Raw genomic sequence first — 16,253 nt, 5'->3', positions numbered from 1 at the left:
TTAAGCCGTTACATTAATATTAATAGGGTGGGAATAAAAATGAACAAACCTAAAATTGGGATGATTGGACTTGGAAGTATTGCGCAAAAGGCCTATCTTCCAACACTTACAAAAGAAACTGATTGGAATTTTGTAGGGGCGTTTACACCTAACGCAGAAAAAAGAAAACAAGTTTGCCAGCAATACCGGATTCAAGACTTTCATTCTATTGAAATGTTAGCTTCGGAATGCGATGCAATCTTCGTGCATAGTTCAACTGCATCACATTATGAAATCGTTTCTGAACTTCTGAAAAAAGGGATCGACGTTTATGTTGATAAGCCGCTAGCAGCTACAGTGGAACAAGCTGAGCAACTAGTCGAGTTGAGCGAGAAATATAACCGAAAATTAATGGTCGGATTTAATCGCAGATTCGTTCCTATGTATGTCGCTGCCAAAGAACAGGCTAATGATATTTCATGGATTCGAATTGAAAAGCATCGCACAAATAAAGTCGGGCCATATACGTACGATTTCACTATGTTAGATGATTATTTACACATTGTAGATACAGCTCGCTGGTTAGCTAATAATGACCTTAACGTCGTTCACAATATGATGCAAATCAATGAAAAGAATGAACTTCTTTACGGACATCATACATATACAACTCCAAGTGGACTGTTACTTTCTACTGCAATGCATCGCCATGCCGGTACAAATTTAGAACAAATTGAACTTGTAACGCCAGGGAAAATCATTCGCGTAAAAAATATGAACACATTTGAAATTGAACAGGAAAACTCAGTTTCACAAAGCGGTTCCCCATCATGGGATACAACGTTAAAACAACGTGGTTTTGAAGATGCTGTTCATCATTTTATTGAATGTGTACACGGAGATACAAAGCCTGTTGTAGATGGATTAGAAGGATTAAAAACGCAGCAAATGCTACAATCTTTACTAGATGATGTAAACAAAAATTAAAACGGATACATTTTTCAGAATTTACTTTCATTCCCATTTCCTCTTTATTTCTCTCGTAAATTTCTATAGAATATGTTGATAGGAATTATAAATTTCATAATGAATCGTGGAAAGGATGGGATTAACACATGTGGAACGAGTTTAAAAAATTCGCATTCAAAGGTAATGTAATCGATTTAGCTGTCGGGGTTGTAATCGGTGCTGCATTCGGTAAAATCGTTAGTTCTTTAGTAAAAGATATCATCACACCATTACTTGGTATGGTATTAGGTGGCGTTGACTTTACAGATTTAAAAATTACATTCGGTAAATCATCTATTATGTATGGTAACTTCATCCAAACTATTTTTGATTTCTTAATTATTGCAGCTGCTATCTTTATGTTTGTTAAAGTTTTCAACAAACTAACATCTAAAAGAGAAGAAGAAAAAGAGGAAGAACTTCCAGAACCAACAAAAGAAGAAGAACTTCTTGGCGAAATTCGCGACTTACTAAAACAGCAAAACTCTTCTAAAGATAGAGCATAATTGAACGGATAAAAAGGCATGTCCCTCGGGACATGCCTTTTCTATATGCTATAACGTTTCCGAATTCATATGAATAAATAAAATAATACCAGCAACCATAAGTACCATAATGCTACCTGCAAATAGTGTAATACCAATAAACATTAAACTTGTGCTCATATCTACTGATACACTTTCAATAAAAATAGAAATTACATACGTGATAAGGGCAATTCCTGCAAGAATACTTCCTGGAACAAATCGCTTTAAGCCATTTTGTTTTAACGTCATATATGCAAAAATAGCAGTCATACAAAGCGTAATTATCCAAAGAACGATCATCTCTTCTCCCCCCTCACAAGCCTTTTCTTTCTATTATACATGACATTGCCCTATAATAGGTAAATTTGCACTTATGTGACATATAACAAGGAATCATACAATTTATAGAGAAATCTTCTAAATAAGCTATAAACTAGGGAGAATTTCAATTGGAAGATGATATTGTAGGATATTTTAAACAAGTAGAGTGATTCGATTAAATTACAATTGACTTAGACAAAGATGAAACCATTATTACTGGCCATGTGAAACAATATGACCCTTCTAGATTTGAACAGTTAATACAAAGTTTTAAAACGCACTGCCCAAACATGCCTTGAACATAATTTACGAAGCGCTGAAGAACTTTTTGCATTTTGGAAAAGAAATTGACCACTAGGAAAATATGGATATTTTTCATATAAATTGATATAATTACCATATACAAATATTCTTTGTAAGGGAGTGTTCATAATGATTTGGATTTCACTAATCGTATTAGCTTATTTCATCATTCTCGTCCCAATACAGTACAACTACATTAAAATGCTCAAAGAAAAACAGAAAAAAATGAATGTCTCACAAAACGAACTATATGACAACATGTCTTATGAAGAATCCCAAGTACATTACCATTATCAAAGTAACGTATTTACAATACCTGCTTCGCTTGTCGCAAGTATTATTTATAAAGTGAAACATGCAGCATAATGTGTACGCTGTAAAATTATTGTTTGAGTCTGTTCATACTGGTGAGCCTGATCCTACGAAAATTGATGAGGATTATGAAGAGAATCACGATACACTTTTTGAAGAAAGTATTATTCTTGTTAAGGCAAACAGTTTAGAAGAAGCTCATGAACTAGGTGAAAAGATAGCTATACAATCGGAGCACACATACGATAATATGTATGATGAGCAAATCACATGGACGTTCCGAAAAGTGTTACATGTGTTTGAATTAGACGATACGCCATTTGAAACTGGAAAAGAATTGTACGCAAGATTTTTACACGTTAAGAAAAATGAAAATGTAGATACAGTAATTGAAAAATATTATCCTGAATATGAATAAAAGCTCACAGCAATCGCTGTGAGCTTTTTTATACTTACTTCGTTGAATCTCTAAATTGGATACGGTGAGGTAAGATAACAGTGTGATCTTCCACTTTTTCTTTGTTCATATACTTTGTTAATAGACGCATTGCTACTGCACCGATATCATACATCGGTTGTACAACTGTTGAAAGTTGCGGACGAACCATTAATGCAAGGCGTGTATTATCAAAACCAAGTACTTCTACATCAGTTGGTACGTTTAATCCAGCGTCTTGTGCTGCATGGATTACACCTAGTGCCATTTCATCAGACGATACGAAGATTGCTGTTGGCTTTTCATCATTGCTCCAAAGCTTTTCGAATGCTTCGATACCTGAGTCATATGTGTAATCTCCATCGATTACAAGATTTTCATCATATGAAATACCTTCTTCTTCTAAAGCTTTTTTATAACCTTGTAACTTCTTCGCGCTTCCCGCTTTATCAATGAATGGACCAGAGACGAAACCGATACGCTTATGTCCTTGCTCAATAAAGTGCTTCATTGCATCGTAAGCTGCTTGTGTATAATCAATATTTACTGATGGCGTTTCATTTTGCTCATCGAATGACGCTGCTAATACAATTGGTACTGGAGATTTTTTAAATTCTTCAATGTGAATGTCTGTAATATCTTCACCCATGAAAACAATTCCGTCCACTTGCTTTCCAAGCATCGTATTTAATAAATGGAACTCTTTCTCTTTGTTTTGGTCAGAGTTACTTAAAATGATGTTATATTTGTACATTGTTGCGATATCTTCAATTCCACGTGCAAGTTCTGCATAAAACGTATTTGAGATATCAGGAATAATAACACCTACTGTAGTTGTCTTCTTACTTGCTAGTCCACGTGCTACCGCATTTGGTCGGTACCCTAAACGATCAATTGCTTCTAATACTTTCTTTCTTGTTGTAGGCTTTACATTTGGGTTACCGTTCACAACGCGTGATACGGTAGCCATTGAAACGTTCGCTTCGCGCGCTACATCATAGATTGTTACGTTCATCTCATCGCACACTCCTTCTATTTTTGTTATCTATTTTTATGTATCGGTTACTTGAATGAAAAAAAGACATCAACTCTATTTGCAGATGCCACCAATCGTCCCGAGTTCTTCCTTTTACTAATGATACGATAAAAACGCAGGCTCATACAATATTTTCCCGCAAAAGTTTCGAAAAAATTCGCTTCTTTTCTCGTATTTTCGTATTTTTTATGAAAAAAGAGCATTTTTTGTAAAAAAATAGATGTTTCCTAAGTAGAAATCTTATTTTAAGCGGTACGATAGTAAATGAAATTTATATCGACGATTTTTCGAATATATGAACCGTAACTCGAAATATATCAGCGATTTTCCAAATATATCTACCACAACTCTAATTATATCAGCGATTTTTTAAATATATCAACTTACCAACAAAAATCGACAATGACAGTCTCTATACAGATGCCCCAAAACACCTTATTGGAACAGCTCATTAAAAGTTTTTATAATTTACTTCCAAATGATTTTAATTCATTCATAAAATCATTGAACTGCGGAATATTCATTTGCTGCGCCTCATCTGATAAAGCTACAGCGGGATTTGGATGTACTTCAGCCATAATTGCGTCTGCACCAATTGCCATCGCTGCTTTTGCAGTTGATAAGAGAAGGTCACGTCGCCCTGTAGAATGCGTTACATCGACAACAACAGGTAATGTGTTTCTTTCTTTAAAATCGGTACAGCGGAAATATCAAGCGTCTTACGCGTCACTCTTTCATACGTGCGAATACCTCGTTCACATAAAATAATGTTCCCATTTCCCTTTGCCATAATATATTCTGCCGCATTAATGAATTCTTCAATCGTTGCTGATAGACCACGTTTTAATAATACTGGTTTATTTACAGCACCAGCTGCCCTTAGCAAATCAAAGTTTTGCATATTGTGAGTGCCAATTTGAATAACATCAACGTAATCTAATGACATCTCAATATCATTTGGATTTAAAATTTCACTAATAACAGCCAAATCATATTTATCTGCTACTTGGCGTAAAATTTGTAATCCTGCTAATCCAAGACCTTGAAAATCATACGGTGAAGTATGTGGCTTGAAAGCACCACCACGCATTACTTTCAACAATCGTATCTTCTATTTTTTCTTACAAGACACAAGTAGTGCTTTACGATGATCCTCTTCTTGTAACTCTAAGCCAACTTGAAAAATTTGTTTGAAAATATGTTGTAAAGTCGAAGTTTCAAATGGACCATTATTATTCTCTACAATTAAATCCAGCATATTTCTTTCACGTACAGGATCAAAACGTTTCACACCTTATACTTCTTTTAAAGTACCAACTTCTTGTACGAGACGACCTCTTTCGTTTAATAACTCTAATATTTGTAAATTAAGTTGATCAATTTCAGAACGTAAACGACCTAATTGTTGTGATGCCATAAAAAAGCCACATCTTTCAAATTCCTATATATTACTTTTTTAAGATAACTTATTATAGTTGATACATATACGATTGTCACACGATATACAGCAATTAATTACCATCAAAAAACATTGTATATTTTCATTTAAAATAAAAAAAAAGACAGTTTACATACTGTCTTTTTTACAAGAAGGAAACAAACGGTTTATCACTGTTTTTCTCTTTTATAATAACGGCCTCAATTTTACTCTCGGACTTGATCTGTAATTGTACTTTCGCATCTTTAGGCAATTTGTCCAACATACCTTGCGCAGCCAATTGGGTAAGAGCCATTAATTCTGTTTTACCGTTATATTTAATAACAATATTCATATTTAATGTATCCATTTGATCTTTCTTATAAGAAACTTTTGCGTTGACTGGAATAAAATCTCCAGTAGAAAAACCTTTTATTTCCTTAGCAAAGTTAGTTATTTTTGTATTATCTTCTCCATGTGCTTGTGTAAATTCATCAGAAGGATATGAATACGACTTTTCATCAATTGTACTCCAATTTCCAAGGTTCGTATCATTCTTTTGAACAGTAGCACTAGCAATATACGTACCATTTTTTAAAGAACTTGTACTTTCTTGCTTAAAGATAGCAAACGTAATTGGAGATTTGTTATATTTATCATTTTTGTTAATAGCTTCAATAAGTTGTTTAGCAACTTCAGACCCTTTAGACATAGCTTCTTCATTCGATACACTTGAAGACATAGCTAAGCCAATCATAACACCAGATAAACTTAATTCATTTGAATTCTGTTTTCCGAAATAGTCTTGTTCTATAATATTCGTCAAAACTGGCGCTTCTACTTTCGCAACTAGTTCATCAACTAGTTTCTCTGGAATATACTGATTTAATTGCAGTACGTGGCTCTCTGTATCAAATTGCTGCGTTGCAATATTTATTAAACCATTTTCATACTCTGCTAAATCTAATTTAGAATTTGTTTTTATATTAGCTGTATTAATAACCTTTTGTTCTTTTAAAGGAATAACAGTTCTATAATAATCTTTAGAAACAGCAGTTCTCGGAATCATACTTTTTTCTTTTGTATCTTTTTGTATAACTTCATCCTTCTTACTAATCGTATTACTATTGTTACTACAAGCTCCCAGTAATAAACTTACGACTGCGAAGGATAATGCCATTTTCTTCATTACTTAAAACCTACTTTCAACAATCTAGTTATTTAGTTTGAACTATTAATAGTGTACCATTAAATATATTTCAACAAAAACAAAAAAAAGAAGCAAGCACCTTTAGCTTGCTTCTTTTTACTTTATATTCTCTTCTAAAGCATCTTTTTTAATATTCCAATGAGATGTATTCCATACTACCATACCATCTTTTATGTATAATACTTGCGGGGATTCATGTCTAATACTGTATTGTTCTGCAACACGATTTGACACATCTCTTGCATCTTGTACGTATAAGTAATACGCTGGCACTTCTCTTTCTTCACTGCAATACGCTTGAAATTCTGTGTATGCACCGTGACTAATCGGGCATGTCGTACTATGTTTAAAAAGAACATACGGCTCATTCTTTTCTACTAAGACTTCAAGCTCTTCAATTGTTTCAAGCTTTGTCATATTCATCACGATTCACCTCTCATACGAAATCTAGAGCGCTTCTCTTTCTTTTCAGCGTTTTTCTCAATTCTTTCTAATTTACGCTCTTCTTTTTCAACCTTCTTCTCTTGTCTCGACGCACGGTAATGATTGTATACTTCAATCGCCGCACTGCTCCACTGTACAACTTGCGCTACTTTATCAGCGTTATTTTCAATTTCGTCCGTTACAGAGTCTGATACATTACGAAGCTTCGTATTTAAGGATTGGATTGTCGTTCCAATCCCATCTACACCCGCTACCACTTTATTTAATGACTGTGACTTCTGTTGAATATCATCAGCTAACGCATTCGTTTTATGTAATAATTGCTCTGTCTCTACGCTAATTCCTTGCATTTGTTTTTCTAAACCTTCTAACGTGCTTGCAACGTTTTCTAACGTCTTCTGAACCGATAACAACGTTCTGCATACATACACTACTAATACTGCGAAAGCAACCGCGATAATAGCCGCACTTACATATAAAAGAACTTGCATTTCATCACTTCCTTTATCTTTTTCATACTTTCCCCTATTATACAATCATTTTCCGTTTCATTCTAATCCCTATCTCATCATTAGAATTTTCATACTTATTCGTTAACTGTAACATAAATCATTCAACAAATTCCACTAAGTAGGTTACAATAGGAGAGGATACATAATTAGTAGGGAGGCTTTACATATGAAAGATCCACGTATTGAAAAGTTAGCATACAATTTAATTAACTACTCTATCCGCTTACAAAAAGGTGAAAAAGTATTAATTGAAAACTTTGGCTTACAAAAAGAACTTGTAACTGCACTTGTAAAAGAAGCATATGCAGCTGGTGGTTTCCCATTCGTCTCTTTAAAAGATCATCAAGTAGATCGCTCTTTATTAATGGGTGCTACTGAAGAACATTTCGAACAAATCGCTGCATATGAAGCAAGCGTAATGAAAGACATGGACGCTTATATCGGTCTTCGCTCTGGCGATAATATTAATGAACAAGCTGACGTTCCAAGTGAGCGTATGAAAGTTCATGGCCAAACAGTTGGCAAAAAAGTTCATAGAGACATTCGCGTTCCAAAAACACGCTGGGTTGTTCTTCGCTACCCAAATGCTTCTATGGCACAGCTTGCTAAAATGAGTACAGAAGCTTTCGAAGACTTCTACTTTGAAGTATGTAACTTAGACTACGGTAAAATGGATAAGGCGATGGATAGCCTTGTTACATTAATGAATAAAACAGATAAAGTTCGTTTAACTGGTCCTGGAACTGACTTAACATTCTCTATTAAAGACATTCCAGCAATTAAATGCTCAGGTCATTTAAACATTCCAGATGGTGAAGTATACTCTGCACCAGTTCGTGACTCTGTTAACGGTACAGTTTCTTACAACACACCATCTCCTTACAACGGTTATACATTTGAAAATGTACAACTTAAGTTCGAGAACGGCCAAATCGTTGAAGCAACTGCAAACGATTCAGAACGCATTAATAAAATCTTCGATACAGACGAAGGCGCACGCTACGTTGGTGAATTCGCAATCGGCGTAAACCCATACATCTTACATCCAATGGGAGACATCCTATTCGATGAAAAAATCGATGGCAGCTTCCACTTCACTCCTGGACAAGCTTACGACGATGCATGGAATGGTAACAACTCAAACATCCATTGGGACTTAGTATGCATCCAACGCCCTGAATACGGCGGCGGTGAAATTTACTTCGACGACGTACTAATCCGTAAAGACGGACGCTTCGTTGTACCTGAATTAGAAGCTTTAAACCCAGAAAACTTAAAATAATAAAAAACGCTCGGAATTATATCCGAGCGTTTTTTATTATCCTCACCCTATATCGATCTACTGTTCTTACTTTTTGTTTGCTGAAAATGAAAATAATATAAAAGTGCCACTGTGATAGTACCTATTAATATTGGTACATATAAAGGCAGGTTCCATTTCATATTTACCCTAGTGCAGATAGCAAACACAAGCAAAATTTCCAAACAAAACAAAGGTTTTACATATTTCATTTCTTACCTACCATTTCTATTTTCACATGTGGATTTTCTTTCTCAATAAGCGCCAAAAATTCATTCATATTTTGCGGCATCGCAATTATATGTACTTTATATGCATTCGTCATAATTTCAAGCGATTTCCCAACTTGACGAATTATTCTTATCTCTTTCAATACAATATCGTCATTTAAAACACCGTACTTTAATACGCCATTTTCTACTTTATGTTTTTTAATAAATACTTCCCAAACAAGTGGTACATTTACAATGAAGCATAAACCCATCCCAATCAACGCCGATATCCAATGCGCTTTATTAGTGAAAAGCATGAAAATTGGATATATACACATAAAAGCTAACGTAAGACAAACAAAAATGACTACTGACTTACTTCTTTGAATTGGAAAGTTCATACCTACACCCCCTAATCCAAATTATACCACTATTTCCATTTTGGTTCATAGAAAAAGGCCATTTCTAAATGACCTTTTACACAATGTACCTATAAAATTTCTTATCTACCTGTAACACTGGAAAATTTTTCGGCAACTGATCTATACTCACACTTTGAAAACCATTCTTTTCATAAAAACGATGTGACGCGCCCCATTCTTTTCCGCGAAACTCTTTCTTCACGAACATTTTTCTTAGCGCTACTTGAAGATTCTCAATATCTAATAAAGCTACTGTTCCAACTACTTTCCCATCATAAATTGCTACCCAAAAGTTTCCGTGATCCTTTTGATAGAATGTTTCTATTTCAAGTAAATCAGGTTGCTCTTCTTTCGTAATGGGAACATTATACTCTTTTTGCTGAATATGAACGATAAGATCTACTACTTCCTCTTGAAACGTACTTTCATATGGAACAATACGAATCTTCTCGTTCATCGAATCTCTTTCCATTCTGAAGCTAATAAACTATATACAGCGACATCATGGAAATGATCATATAACCATTCTTCATCTCGTAAAATACCATCTAACTTAAACCCTAAACGCTCTGGAATAGCGCGACTTTTCACATTTTCAACACCGCATCGGATTTCCATTTTATTTAATTTTAAATTCTCAAATGCATATTGAAGCACAGCCTTCACGCTACGCGTCATAACGCCTTTTCCTCCAGTATCTTCTGCAAGGTAATACCCAAGACTCGCGGCTTTCTTCCCCCAGCTCACTGGATGAATACCTACCATCCCAACGAGCTTTCCTTTGTAACGTATACCACTTTCAAAACCGTCTCCCTCTGCAAACTTCTTTAACCACATCGGAAAAATTTCATCATAAGCATCAGCAGATTTTGTCCCATCTACCCAAGGGAGCCATTTCCGTAAATGATTACGGTTTTGATCTAATAATTGATATAATTCCTCTTTATGATGTTTTTCTAGTAATTGTAGTTCGATTTCGTCATCTACTCGGAGTGTGAACATGCTTTTTAGTCCCCTTTTTAGTTTTCTTATTATTCTAACATTTTTAGGTGTAAAAAGTTAAATATTAACACTTTCTTTTGATTTTCTTTGTATAAAACCAGAAGAATACGATACTCCCGTAATAACTAATATCATTCCTACAGATTGTGCAGATGTTATATTGACTCCTTCAATAAAAGAAATAAGTATTGTAACAACAGGCACTAGATTAAAAAATAATGATGTCCTTGCTGCACCAATTTGAGCAATTCCATTATTCCACCATAAGTAACCAAGCACACTCATTCCAATTGCCATAAAGAGAATTGCTCCCCATGCCAACAAAGGAATTTCTAAAACTGGTACTATACTTTTTTGTGTAGAAGATATGATAATAAAGGCGAGTGCACCAATAGTCATCGTATATGTCGTCGTTTGTATTGGATTACCAGTTTTAATAAACCGTCTGCCTAGCACGCCGTATAACGCCCAGCAAATATTCCCCAATAAAATATAAAAATCCCCTTTTGAAAATGATAAATGTTGTAGTATTGTAAACGAACCTTGTGTAAGTACAAAAACAACGCCAATTAGTGCAAGTAACATTCCAATAGCTTGGCGCTTCACAATTTTCTCTCGTAAAATGACACTTGCTAACAGCGTCGTAACGAGAGGATTTGTCGCCATAATAAGTGCACCATTAACAGCTTCTGTATATTTCATTCCTAAAAAGAAAAAGAAGTTAAAGCCGAATACACCAACAATACCTAGCAAAAGATAATAGGTCCTATTCTGCATCCATACTTTCAAATCAAAATCTTTTCGTATTTTTAACAAACATAACATCACAAATACAGCAATCCCAAAACGCCATGCTGCTATATGAATTACGTCGAAATACTGCACCGCATATTTCGACGCATTAAATGTCCCACCAGTAAATATCGCAAAACCTAATAACTGCGTATATACTTTATTTTTCATTGCCGGCCTCCAAGTCCTTTTCTTCTAGAAAACCGTAATAAATTTCTAACTTCTCCTCCGTTAGCTGAATAACTTTTTGCAATTGTTCCTGCTGTTCTTTTAATCGCTCCAAGTGCGTTGTTAAAATGGAAATTCTCTTTTTTACTTTCGCTGGTACTTCCTCTTTCTTCTGCCTAATTTCCTCTATAATGCACCCATCACTTGCAAACTCAGCCATCTCTTCTAATGACATCCCAGTTTGTTTTAATGAATATAAAAATTTTAATAAACGTACATCGCCTTCTGTATATTGACGAATACCGCTATATCGCGTTGGTGGTGGTAATAAACCTAATTTCTCATAGTAGCGCAAAGTGTGAATGCCCATCCCTGTTAATTCTGCTACTTCACCGATTTTATACATGTTCTCTCCCCCTTGTTTTTACATTTTCATCTTACAACCTAGAGTTAGCTCTAGGTCAATACATAAATAAAAGTTGAACACAACAAAAAAGACGCACAGCCAAGCTATGCGTCTTTTCTATTATTTCTCTGCAACTTGAACTTCTTTTACGTAAGCCGCTTCGAATTTTTGGATGTCACCTGCGCCCATGAAAATTAGAACGCCGTTTTTATGTTTCTTTAATACATCCGTTGTTGTATCTGTAATTAATTCTGCACCGTCAATACGCTTTTGCAGATCTTCGATTGTTAATTCACCTTTGTTTTCACGTGCTGATCCGAAAATATCACATAAGTATACTTGGTCAGCTTTGCTTAGGCTTTCTGCGAACTCATCTAAGAACTTTTCTGTACGTGAGAATGTATGTGGCTGGAATACAGCGACAATTTCACGCTCTGGATGTTTTTGACGAGCAGCTTCAATCGTTGCATTAATTTCTGTCGGATGGTGTGCGTAGTCATCGATGATTACTTGCTCTCCCATCGGCTTTTCATTAAAGCGACGTTTTACGCCTTCAAAAGTTGTTAATTGATGTTTTACTGCTTCTACATCAACGTTTTCATAATGACAAAGCGCGATTACTGCTAATGCATTTAATACGCTATGGTTGCCGTATCCTGTAATTTTGAACGTGTCATAGTACGTATTACGAACGAATACATCGAATATCGTGCCATCTGTTCTCTTTTGAATGTTACGTGCTTGGAAATCATTATCTTCTCCAAATCCATAGAAAATAACAGGTACTTTCGCTTGAATTTTTTGAAGTTCTTCATCATCTCCACATGCAATAATGCCTTTTTTCACTTGCAATGCCATCTCTTGGAATGCACTGAATACATCATTGATGTCTGCAAAATAATCTGGATGATCAAAATCAATATTCGTCATAATTGCATAGTCTGGATTGTAAGACAAGAAATGACGACGATACTCACAAGCTTCAAATACAAAATACTTACTATTTTCTACCCCATGCCCTGTTCCATCTCCAATAAGGTAAGATGTCGGGTGTGCACCTTGCATTACATGGGCTAACAAACCTGTTGTTGATGTTTTTCCGTGTGCACCAGTTACAGCAACACTTGTGTATTGGCTCATCAGGTCACCTAAGAAGTGATGGTAACGATGGACTGGGATGTTTAATTCTTTTGCTGCTACGATTTCTTCATGCGTATCAGGAAATGCATTTCCTGCAATAATCACTTGTCCTTCTTCTACATTATTCTTATCAAAAGGAAGGATCGAGATACTACGCTTTTCCAACGCTGTTTGTGTAAAGAAACGCTTTTCATAATCAGACCCTTGAACAGTATGCTTCATATCATGAAGAATTTGCGCTAATGAACTCATTCCTGTTCCTTTAATTCCTACAAAATGGTAAACTGTCATCTTAAAGAACCTCCAACATTTCGAACTAATACAACGGCCTATCTATAAGACAGTATATGAATCTTTTCTTATTTTGGTAATCATCATACATTTTTGATGTAGTGAAGTTATTCTTTCCCTTCACTTATCAGGATAAACTCGTACGTACTTCTTTATATGTCCATAACAAGTCCATTATAGCAAAAAAGAAGCCGCTATACTATGATAACAGAAAAACTGATAGGGTCAATCACCTATCAGTTTTTCTCTCTTTTACATATCTTCTCTTTTTTCTAATTGAACACGCTCTAAGCGTGGATTTGGACGATATTTACGACCAGCTTTTGCTTCTGGTTTCCCATTTAATTCTACATTATCACCAGTAAAGCCAATATTCATTTTTAACAAGCTACTTCCTACCCCGTATATGTCAACAGGTACCTTTTGAGCTTCAAATTCACGAATACGTTTTTCATCAAATCCACCAGTTACAACGATGTCTACATGCTGGAATCCTTCTTCATCAAGCGCCTTGCGAAGTGCAAATACGAGCGATGGGTTTACACCACGTGGATCGAATGTTCCAAGTACTTCTGGGTGGCGAATAAAGTATTGATCAATCATTGTTCGAGACGTATCTACACGCACACCTTTTAATGTTGATCCAAACTCACGCGCTACACGAAGTGCATCTGTAATAACATCATTATTGTAATCAATGAGTACAACTAATTCATCTTCTGGGAATTTCTTATGATATGCTTTTGCCGCTTCTACAACATCACCATTAAACATTTGAATTAATGCGTGAGGCATTGTTCCCATACCACTTCTGCCCCACCATTCATTCATCGCATGCGTCGCTTGTGCGCTCATACCTCCGATGTATGCTGCATAACCGTCACCAGCTTGTTGTGTATAATGATCGTCACGATCTCCCATGAAAATAACTGGTTTTTCTTTATCTACACTACGTGCAGCTTGGACAACATTATATACGTTTGTTGCAACCGATGTACGACGAGCTAAAATCCCATCAATTACACCTTCTAAAAATCCGAAATTCTCATAAGGACCATGAATTGTTAACACTGTTTCAAATGGACTAATTTTATCGCCATCTTTTAAAGAGTGAATCTCAAGTTCCTCAGGATTTTTAGCGAATGTTTGCAGCAATGCAATCACTTCATCCGTTCCGCAAAGGACTGCATTTTCTTTTTGGAAAAATTGCATCGTTACAACACTTTTCGGGCGAAATTCTTCAATAATTTCTCTAGTTTTTAAAAAGTAAACGGCGGAGAACCAACCTTCCCCAACGCGTTCGTCAAATTTAAATGTTTTATTTGTTAGTCGATTTATTTCACCTTTTAATTTTAATTCAATTTCTTTCATGTCGCTTTACTCCCTACTTTACTATCCAACATTTTCTATTAGTATACAGCAAAACCGTGGACTATACATTCGTTTCCTGCATAGCAGCAAATTCATCCTCAGAAATAAGGACATCTCTCGGCTTAGTTCCTCTCGCTTCAGAAATAATCCCTTGCGATTCCATCTCTTCAATGAGACGTGCTGCGCGATTATAACCAATACGGAATTTTCGCTGTACAGAAGATGTGGACGCTCCCCCTTGTTCTACAACAAATTGACATGCATCAAAGAACAGCTCATCTTCCGACTCAGCCTGTTCTGTTTTCGCTAATAAATCCTCTTGCTTAAATAAGTAATTCGGCTTCATTTGCTTTCTCACATGATCAACTGTTTTTTCAATCTCATCATCCGATACATATACACCTTGTACACGAACTGGCTTAGATGTGCCGTTCCCTAAAAATAACATATCACCACGGCCAAGTAATTTTTCCGCGCCCCCAATATCGATAATCGTACGTGAATCAACTTGAGATGATACAGTAAACGCAATACGCGTTGGAATATTTGATTTAATTAAACCTGTAATAACATCTACAGATGGACGCTGCGTCGCAACTAATAAATGAATGCCACAAGCACGTGCTTTTTGCGCAATACGACAAATCGCTTCCTCAACATCACCCGGTGCTACCATCATTAAATCGGCTAACTCATCAATAACGATAACGATATAAGGTAATGTCTCACCTGGAATATCTCGCTCGCTTACAATTGTATTATAGCGAGTTAAATCACGAGCACCAGCATGAGCAAACAATTCATAACGACGCTCCATTTCATCAACTGCCCACTTTAACGCAGCTGTCGCTGCTTTTACATCCGTAATAACAGGTGCTACAAGATGCGGAACAGAATTGTATGGCGCAAGCTCAACCATCTTCGGATCAATTAACATTAACTTTACTTCATGTGGTTTCGCTTTATATAAAATACTCGTTAAAATCGCGTTAATACACACACTTTTACCTGAACCCGTTGCACCCGCAATAAGTCCGTGCGGCATTTTCCGAATATCCGTTACAATTGGATCACCTGAAATATCAAGTCCAAGCGCAACAGTAAGTGGCGATTCACTCTTTGTGAATACAGGACTTCTTAAAATCTCACGAAGAAATACCGGCTTACTTTCTTTATTTGGAACTTCAATTCCAATCGCACTCTTTCCTGGAATCGGCGCTTCAATACGAATATCTTTCGCAGCTAAACTTAACTTAATATCATCACTTAAATTTGTAATTTTATTTACTTTCACGCCTGGGTCTGGTTGTACTTCAAAACGAGTTACTGCTGGCCCTTGCGATACATTAATAACATGTGCTCCAACATGAAAATTATTAAACGTTGTATCTAATAATTCTTTTTGCTCATCTAACCATTCTGTATTATCTAGCGCTGATTGCTGTGGAATTGACAACAACGCTAATGGCGGAACAGTATATGTCGGTGGTGTATGCAATACATTTCGCATATCGTTCTCTCTTTGATTTACAACATATGCTTTCTCTTTTGGTTCTGTACTTGAAATTGACTTTTGTACTTGCTCTACCACTACTTGTTGCATTGGTTGTTCTTCCACTTGTGGTTCTGCTACTACTTGCTGCA

21 protein-coding genes and 1 pseudogene are annotated in these 16,253 nt (G+C 35.7%); 5 read left to right on the top strand and 17 right to left on the bottom strand.

Annotation, left to right across the window (positions count from 1 at the left end; all coding sequences use genetic code 11):
* The first annotated feature begins 39 nt into the window (after window positions 1–39).
* Both ATL10_RS27835 and mscL read left to right on the top strand, forming a co-directional pair.
* A complete protein-coding gene (locus ATL10_RS27835) occupies window positions 40–966 on the top strand; it encodes a Gfo/Idh/MocA family protein (RefSeq protein ID WP_023523189.1) in 927 nt (308 codons plus the stop codon).
* Window positions 967–1,094: 128 nt separating this feature from the next.
* The gene (mscL, locus tag ATL10_RS27830) at window positions 1,095–1,493 is read left to right on the top strand and encodes a large-conductance mechanosensitive channel protein MscL (RefSeq protein ID WP_000267003.1); all 399 of its coding nucleotides are present in this window, start codon (window positions 1,095–1,097) and stop codon (window positions 1,491–1,493) included.
* A gap of 48 nt (window positions 1,494–1,541) precedes the next feature.
* Here mscL and ATL10_RS27825 read toward each other — a convergent pair whose 3' ends face one another.
* The gene (locus ATL10_RS27825; RefSeq protein ID WP_000636589.1) at window positions 1,542–1,814 is read right to left on the bottom strand and encodes a DUF3917 domain-containing protein; all 273 of its coding nucleotides are present in this window, start codon (window positions 1,812–1,814) and stop codon (window positions 1,542–1,544) included.
* Between the two features lie 453 nt (window positions 1,815–2,267).
* Between ATL10_RS27825 and ATL10_RS27820 the strand changes: the two genes are divergently transcribed.
* Together ATL10_RS27820 and ATL10_RS27815 are read left to right on the top strand one after the other, a co-directional pair.
* Window positions 2,268–2,504: a DUF3949 domain-containing protein gene (locus ATL10_RS27820; protein WP_000637899.1), complete on the top strand. Its 237-nt coding sequence runs from the start codon at window positions 2,268–2,270 to the stop codon at window positions 2,502–2,504.
* A gap of 1 nt (window position 2,505) precedes the next feature.
* Entirely contained in the window at window positions 2,506–2,868 is a 363-nt protein-coding gene (locus tag ATL10_RS27815) for a DUF4288 domain-containing protein (protein ID WP_139213282.1), read from the top strand.
* A gap of 34 nt (window positions 2,869–2,902) precedes the next feature.
* Here ATL10_RS27815 and ccpA read toward each other — a convergent pair whose 3' ends face one another.
* From ccpA to ATL10_RS27775, 7 genes and pseudogenes are all read right to left on the bottom strand, one after another.
* The gene (ccpA, locus tag ATL10_RS27810) at window positions 2,903–3,901 is read right to left on the bottom strand and encodes a catabolite control protein A (RefSeq protein WP_001103303.1); all 999 of its coding nucleotides are present in this window, start codon (window positions 3,899–3,901) and stop codon (window positions 2,903–2,905) included.
* A 482-nt stretch (window positions 3,902–4,383) separates the two neighbouring features.
* A pseudogene (locus ATL10_RS27800) lies at window positions 4,384–5,012 on the bottom strand (bifunctional 3-deoxy-7-phosphoheptulonate synthase/chorismate mutase).
* Window positions 5,013–5,033: 21 nt separating this feature from the next.
* Window positions 5,034–5,213 carry a chorismate mutase gene (locus tag ATL10_RS32245; protein ID WP_000819174.1) on the bottom strand — a complete coding sequence of 60 codons (180 nt, stop codon included), beginning with the start codon at window positions 5,211–5,213 and terminating at the stop codon, window positions 5,034–5,036.
* Window positions 5,214–5,216: 3 nt separating this feature from the next.
* The gene (locus ATL10_RS32240) at window positions 5,217–5,339 is read right to left on the bottom strand and encodes a chorismate mutase (RefSeq protein WP_000168213.1); all 123 of its coding nucleotides are present in this window, start codon (window positions 5,337–5,339) and stop codon (window positions 5,217–5,219) included.
* 166 nt (window positions 5,340–5,505) lie between these two features.
* Complete coding sequence (locus ATL10_RS27785) at window positions 5,506–6,528, bottom strand: CamS family sex pheromone protein (protein ID WP_000738029.1); 1,023 nt, start codon at window positions 6,526–6,528, stop codon at window positions 5,506–5,508.
* 117 nt (window positions 6,529–6,645) lie between these two features.
* A complete protein-coding gene (ytxJ, locus tag ATL10_RS27780) occupies window positions 6,646–6,972 on the bottom strand; it encodes a bacillithiol system redox-active protein YtxJ (RefSeq protein ID WP_001057469.1) in 327 nt (108 codons plus the stop codon).
* Window positions 6,972–7,484: a DUF948 domain-containing protein gene (locus ATL10_RS27775; RefSeq protein ID WP_001197721.1), complete on the bottom strand. Its 513-nt coding sequence runs from the start codon at window positions 7,482–7,484 to the stop codon at window positions 6,972–6,974. The genes ytxJ and ATL10_RS27775 overlap by 1 nt, the downstream gene beginning before the upstream one ends.
* Window positions 7,485–7,671: 187 nt before the next feature.
* On the opposite strand from ATL10_RS27775, the gene ATL10_RS27770 reads away from it, so the two are divergent.
* On the top strand, window positions 7,672–8,787 hold the full coding sequence (locus tag ATL10_RS27770) for an aminopeptidase (RefSeq protein WP_000654729.1): 1,116 nt from the start codon (window positions 7,672–7,674) through the stop codon (window positions 8,785–8,787).
* A gap of 47 nt (window positions 8,788–8,834) precedes the next feature.
* Here ATL10_RS27770 and ATL10_RS32025 read toward each other — a convergent pair whose 3' ends face one another.
* From ATL10_RS32025 to ATL10_RS27725, 9 genes are all read right to left on the bottom strand, one after another.
* Window positions 8,835–9,017 (bottom strand): hypothetical protein, encoded by a 183-nt coding sequence (locus ATL10_RS32025; protein ID WP_075718459.1) that lies wholly within the window; start codon window positions 9,015–9,017, stop codon window positions 8,835–8,837.
* Entirely contained in the window at window positions 9,014–9,418 is a 405-nt protein-coding gene (locus ATL10_RS27760; RefSeq protein ID WP_110497939.1) for a PH domain-containing protein, read from the bottom strand. Before ATL10_RS27760 ends, ATL10_RS32025 begins: the two co-directional genes overlap by 4 nt.
* Window positions 9,419–9,494: 76 nt before the next feature.
* Window positions 9,495–9,896: a GNAT family N-acetyltransferase gene (locus ATL10_RS27755; RefSeq protein WP_110497937.1), complete on the bottom strand. Its 402-nt coding sequence runs from the start codon at window positions 9,894–9,896 to the stop codon at window positions 9,495–9,497.
* Window positions 9,893–10,441, bottom strand: coding sequence for a GNAT family N-acetyltransferase (locus ATL10_RS27750; RefSeq protein WP_075718453.1), 549 nt, complete (start codon window positions 10,439–10,441; stop codon window positions 9,893–9,895). Before ATL10_RS27750 ends, ATL10_RS27755 begins: the two co-directional genes overlap by 4 nt.
* Before the next feature lie 57 nt (window positions 10,442–10,498).
* The gene (locus ATL10_RS27745; RefSeq protein WP_110497935.1) at window positions 10,499–11,404 is read right to left on the bottom strand and encodes a DMT family transporter; all 906 of its coding nucleotides are present in this window, start codon (window positions 11,402–11,404) and stop codon (window positions 10,499–10,501) included.
* Window positions 11,394–11,807, bottom strand: a complete 414-nt coding sequence (locus tag ATL10_RS27740) for a MerR family transcriptional regulator (protein WP_075718451.1) — start codon at window positions 11,805–11,807, stop codon at window positions 11,394–11,396. Before ATL10_RS27740 ends, ATL10_RS27745 begins: the two co-directional genes overlap by 11 nt.
* Window positions 11,808–11,927: 120 nt before the next feature.
* The gene (murC, locus tag ATL10_RS27735) at window positions 11,928–13,238 is read right to left on the bottom strand and encodes a UDP-N-acetylmuramate--L-alanine ligase (protein ID WP_000219468.1); all 1,311 of its coding nucleotides are present in this window, start codon (window positions 13,236–13,238) and stop codon (window positions 11,928–11,930) included.
* A 252-nt stretch (window positions 13,239–13,490) separates the two neighbouring features.
* Window positions 13,491–14,609 (bottom strand): nicotinate phosphoribosyltransferase, encoded by a 1,119-nt coding sequence (locus ATL10_RS27730; RefSeq protein WP_016080041.1) that lies wholly within the window; start codon window positions 14,607–14,609, stop codon window positions 13,491–13,493.
* Between the two features lie 61 nt (window positions 14,610–14,670).
* A partial coding sequence (locus tag ATL10_RS27725; protein ID WP_110497933.1) for a DNA translocase FtsK occupies window positions 14,671–16,253 on the bottom strand: 1,583 nt, incomplete at its 5' end.

This window comes from Bacillus sp. 196mf (genome assembly GCF_003217275.1).
Lineage (GTDB): Bacteria > Bacillota > Bacilli > Bacillales > Bacillaceae_G > Bacillus_A > Bacillus_A thuringiensis_S.
Note: the sequence above shows the minus strand (reverse complement) of the source record. Positions and strands in the feature narration are given on the sequence as shown.

What these genes read in the sequence shown, in the direction of transcription:
- ATL10_RS27755 (WP_110497937.1), bottom strand. Translation starts at nt 9,896, where the DNA reads ATGAACGAGAAGATTCGTATTGTTCCATATGAAAGTACGTTTCAAGAG.
- ATL10_RS27770 (WP_000654729.1), top strand. Translation starts at nt 7,672, where the DNA reads ATGAAAGATCCACGTATTGAAAAGTTAGCATACAATTTAATTAACTAC.
- ATL10_RS27775 (WP_001197721.1), bottom strand. Translation starts at nt 7,484, where the DNA reads ATGCAAGTTCTTTTATATGTAAGTGCGGCTATTATCGCGGTTGCTTTC.
- ATL10_RS27825 (WP_000636589.1), bottom strand. Translation starts at nt 1,814, where the DNA reads ATGATCGTTCTTTGGATAATTACGCTTTGTATGACTGCTATTTTTGCA.
- ATL10_RS27730 (WP_016080041.1), bottom strand. Translation starts at nt 14,609, where the DNA reads ATGAAAGAAATTGAATTAAAATTAAAAGGTGAAATAAATCGACTAACA.
- ATL10_RS27835 (WP_023523189.1), top strand. Translation starts at nt 40, where the DNA reads ATGAACAAACCTAAAATTGGGATGATTGGACTTGGAAGTATTGCGCAA.
- ATL10_RS27740 (WP_075718451.1), bottom strand. Translation starts at nt 11,807, where the DNA reads ATGTATAAAATCGGTGAAGTAGCAGAATTAACAGGGATGGGCATTCAC.
- ATL10_RS27750 (WP_075718453.1), bottom strand. Translation starts at nt 10,441, where the DNA reads ATGTTCACACTCCGAGTAGATGACGAAATCGAACTACAATTACTAGAA.
- ATL10_RS32240 (WP_000168213.1), bottom strand. Translation starts at nt 5,339, where the DNA reads ATGGCATCACAACAATTAGGTCGTTTACGTTCTGAAATTGATCAACTT.
- ATL10_RS27820 (WP_000637899.1), top strand. Translation starts at nt 2,268, where the DNA reads ATGATTTGGATTTCACTAATCGTATTAGCTTATTTCATCATTCTCGTC.
- murC (WP_000219468.1), bottom strand. Translation starts at nt 13,238, where the DNA reads ATGACAGTTTACCATTTTGTAGGAATTAAAGGAACAGGAATGAGTTCA.
- mscL (WP_000267003.1), top strand. Translation starts at nt 1,095, where the DNA reads ATGTGGAACGAGTTTAAAAAATTCGCATTCAAAGGTAATGTAATCGAT.
- ATL10_RS27760 (WP_110497939.1), bottom strand. Translation starts at nt 9,418, where the DNA reads ATGAACTTTCCAATTCAAAGAAGTAAGTCAGTAGTCATTTTTGTTTGT.
- ATL10_RS27745 (WP_110497935.1), bottom strand. Translation starts at nt 11,404, where the DNA reads ATGAAAAATAAAGTATATACGCAGTTATTAGGTTTTGCGATATTTACT.
- ytxJ (WP_001057469.1), bottom strand. Translation starts at nt 6,972, where the DNA reads ATGAATATGACAAAGCTTGAAACAATTGAAGAGCTTGAAGTCTTAGTA.
- ATL10_RS27785 (WP_000738029.1), bottom strand. Translation starts at nt 6,528, where the DNA reads ATGAAGAAAATGGCATTATCCTTCGCAGTCGTAAGTTTATTACTGGGA.
- ccpA (WP_001103303.1), bottom strand. Translation starts at nt 3,901, where the DNA reads ATGAACGTAACAATCTATGATGTAGCGCGCGAAGCGAACGTTTCAATG.
- ATL10_RS32025 (WP_075718459.1), bottom strand. Translation starts at nt 9,017, where the DNA reads ATGAAATATGTAAAACCTTTGTTTTGTTTGGAAATTTTGCTTGTGTTT.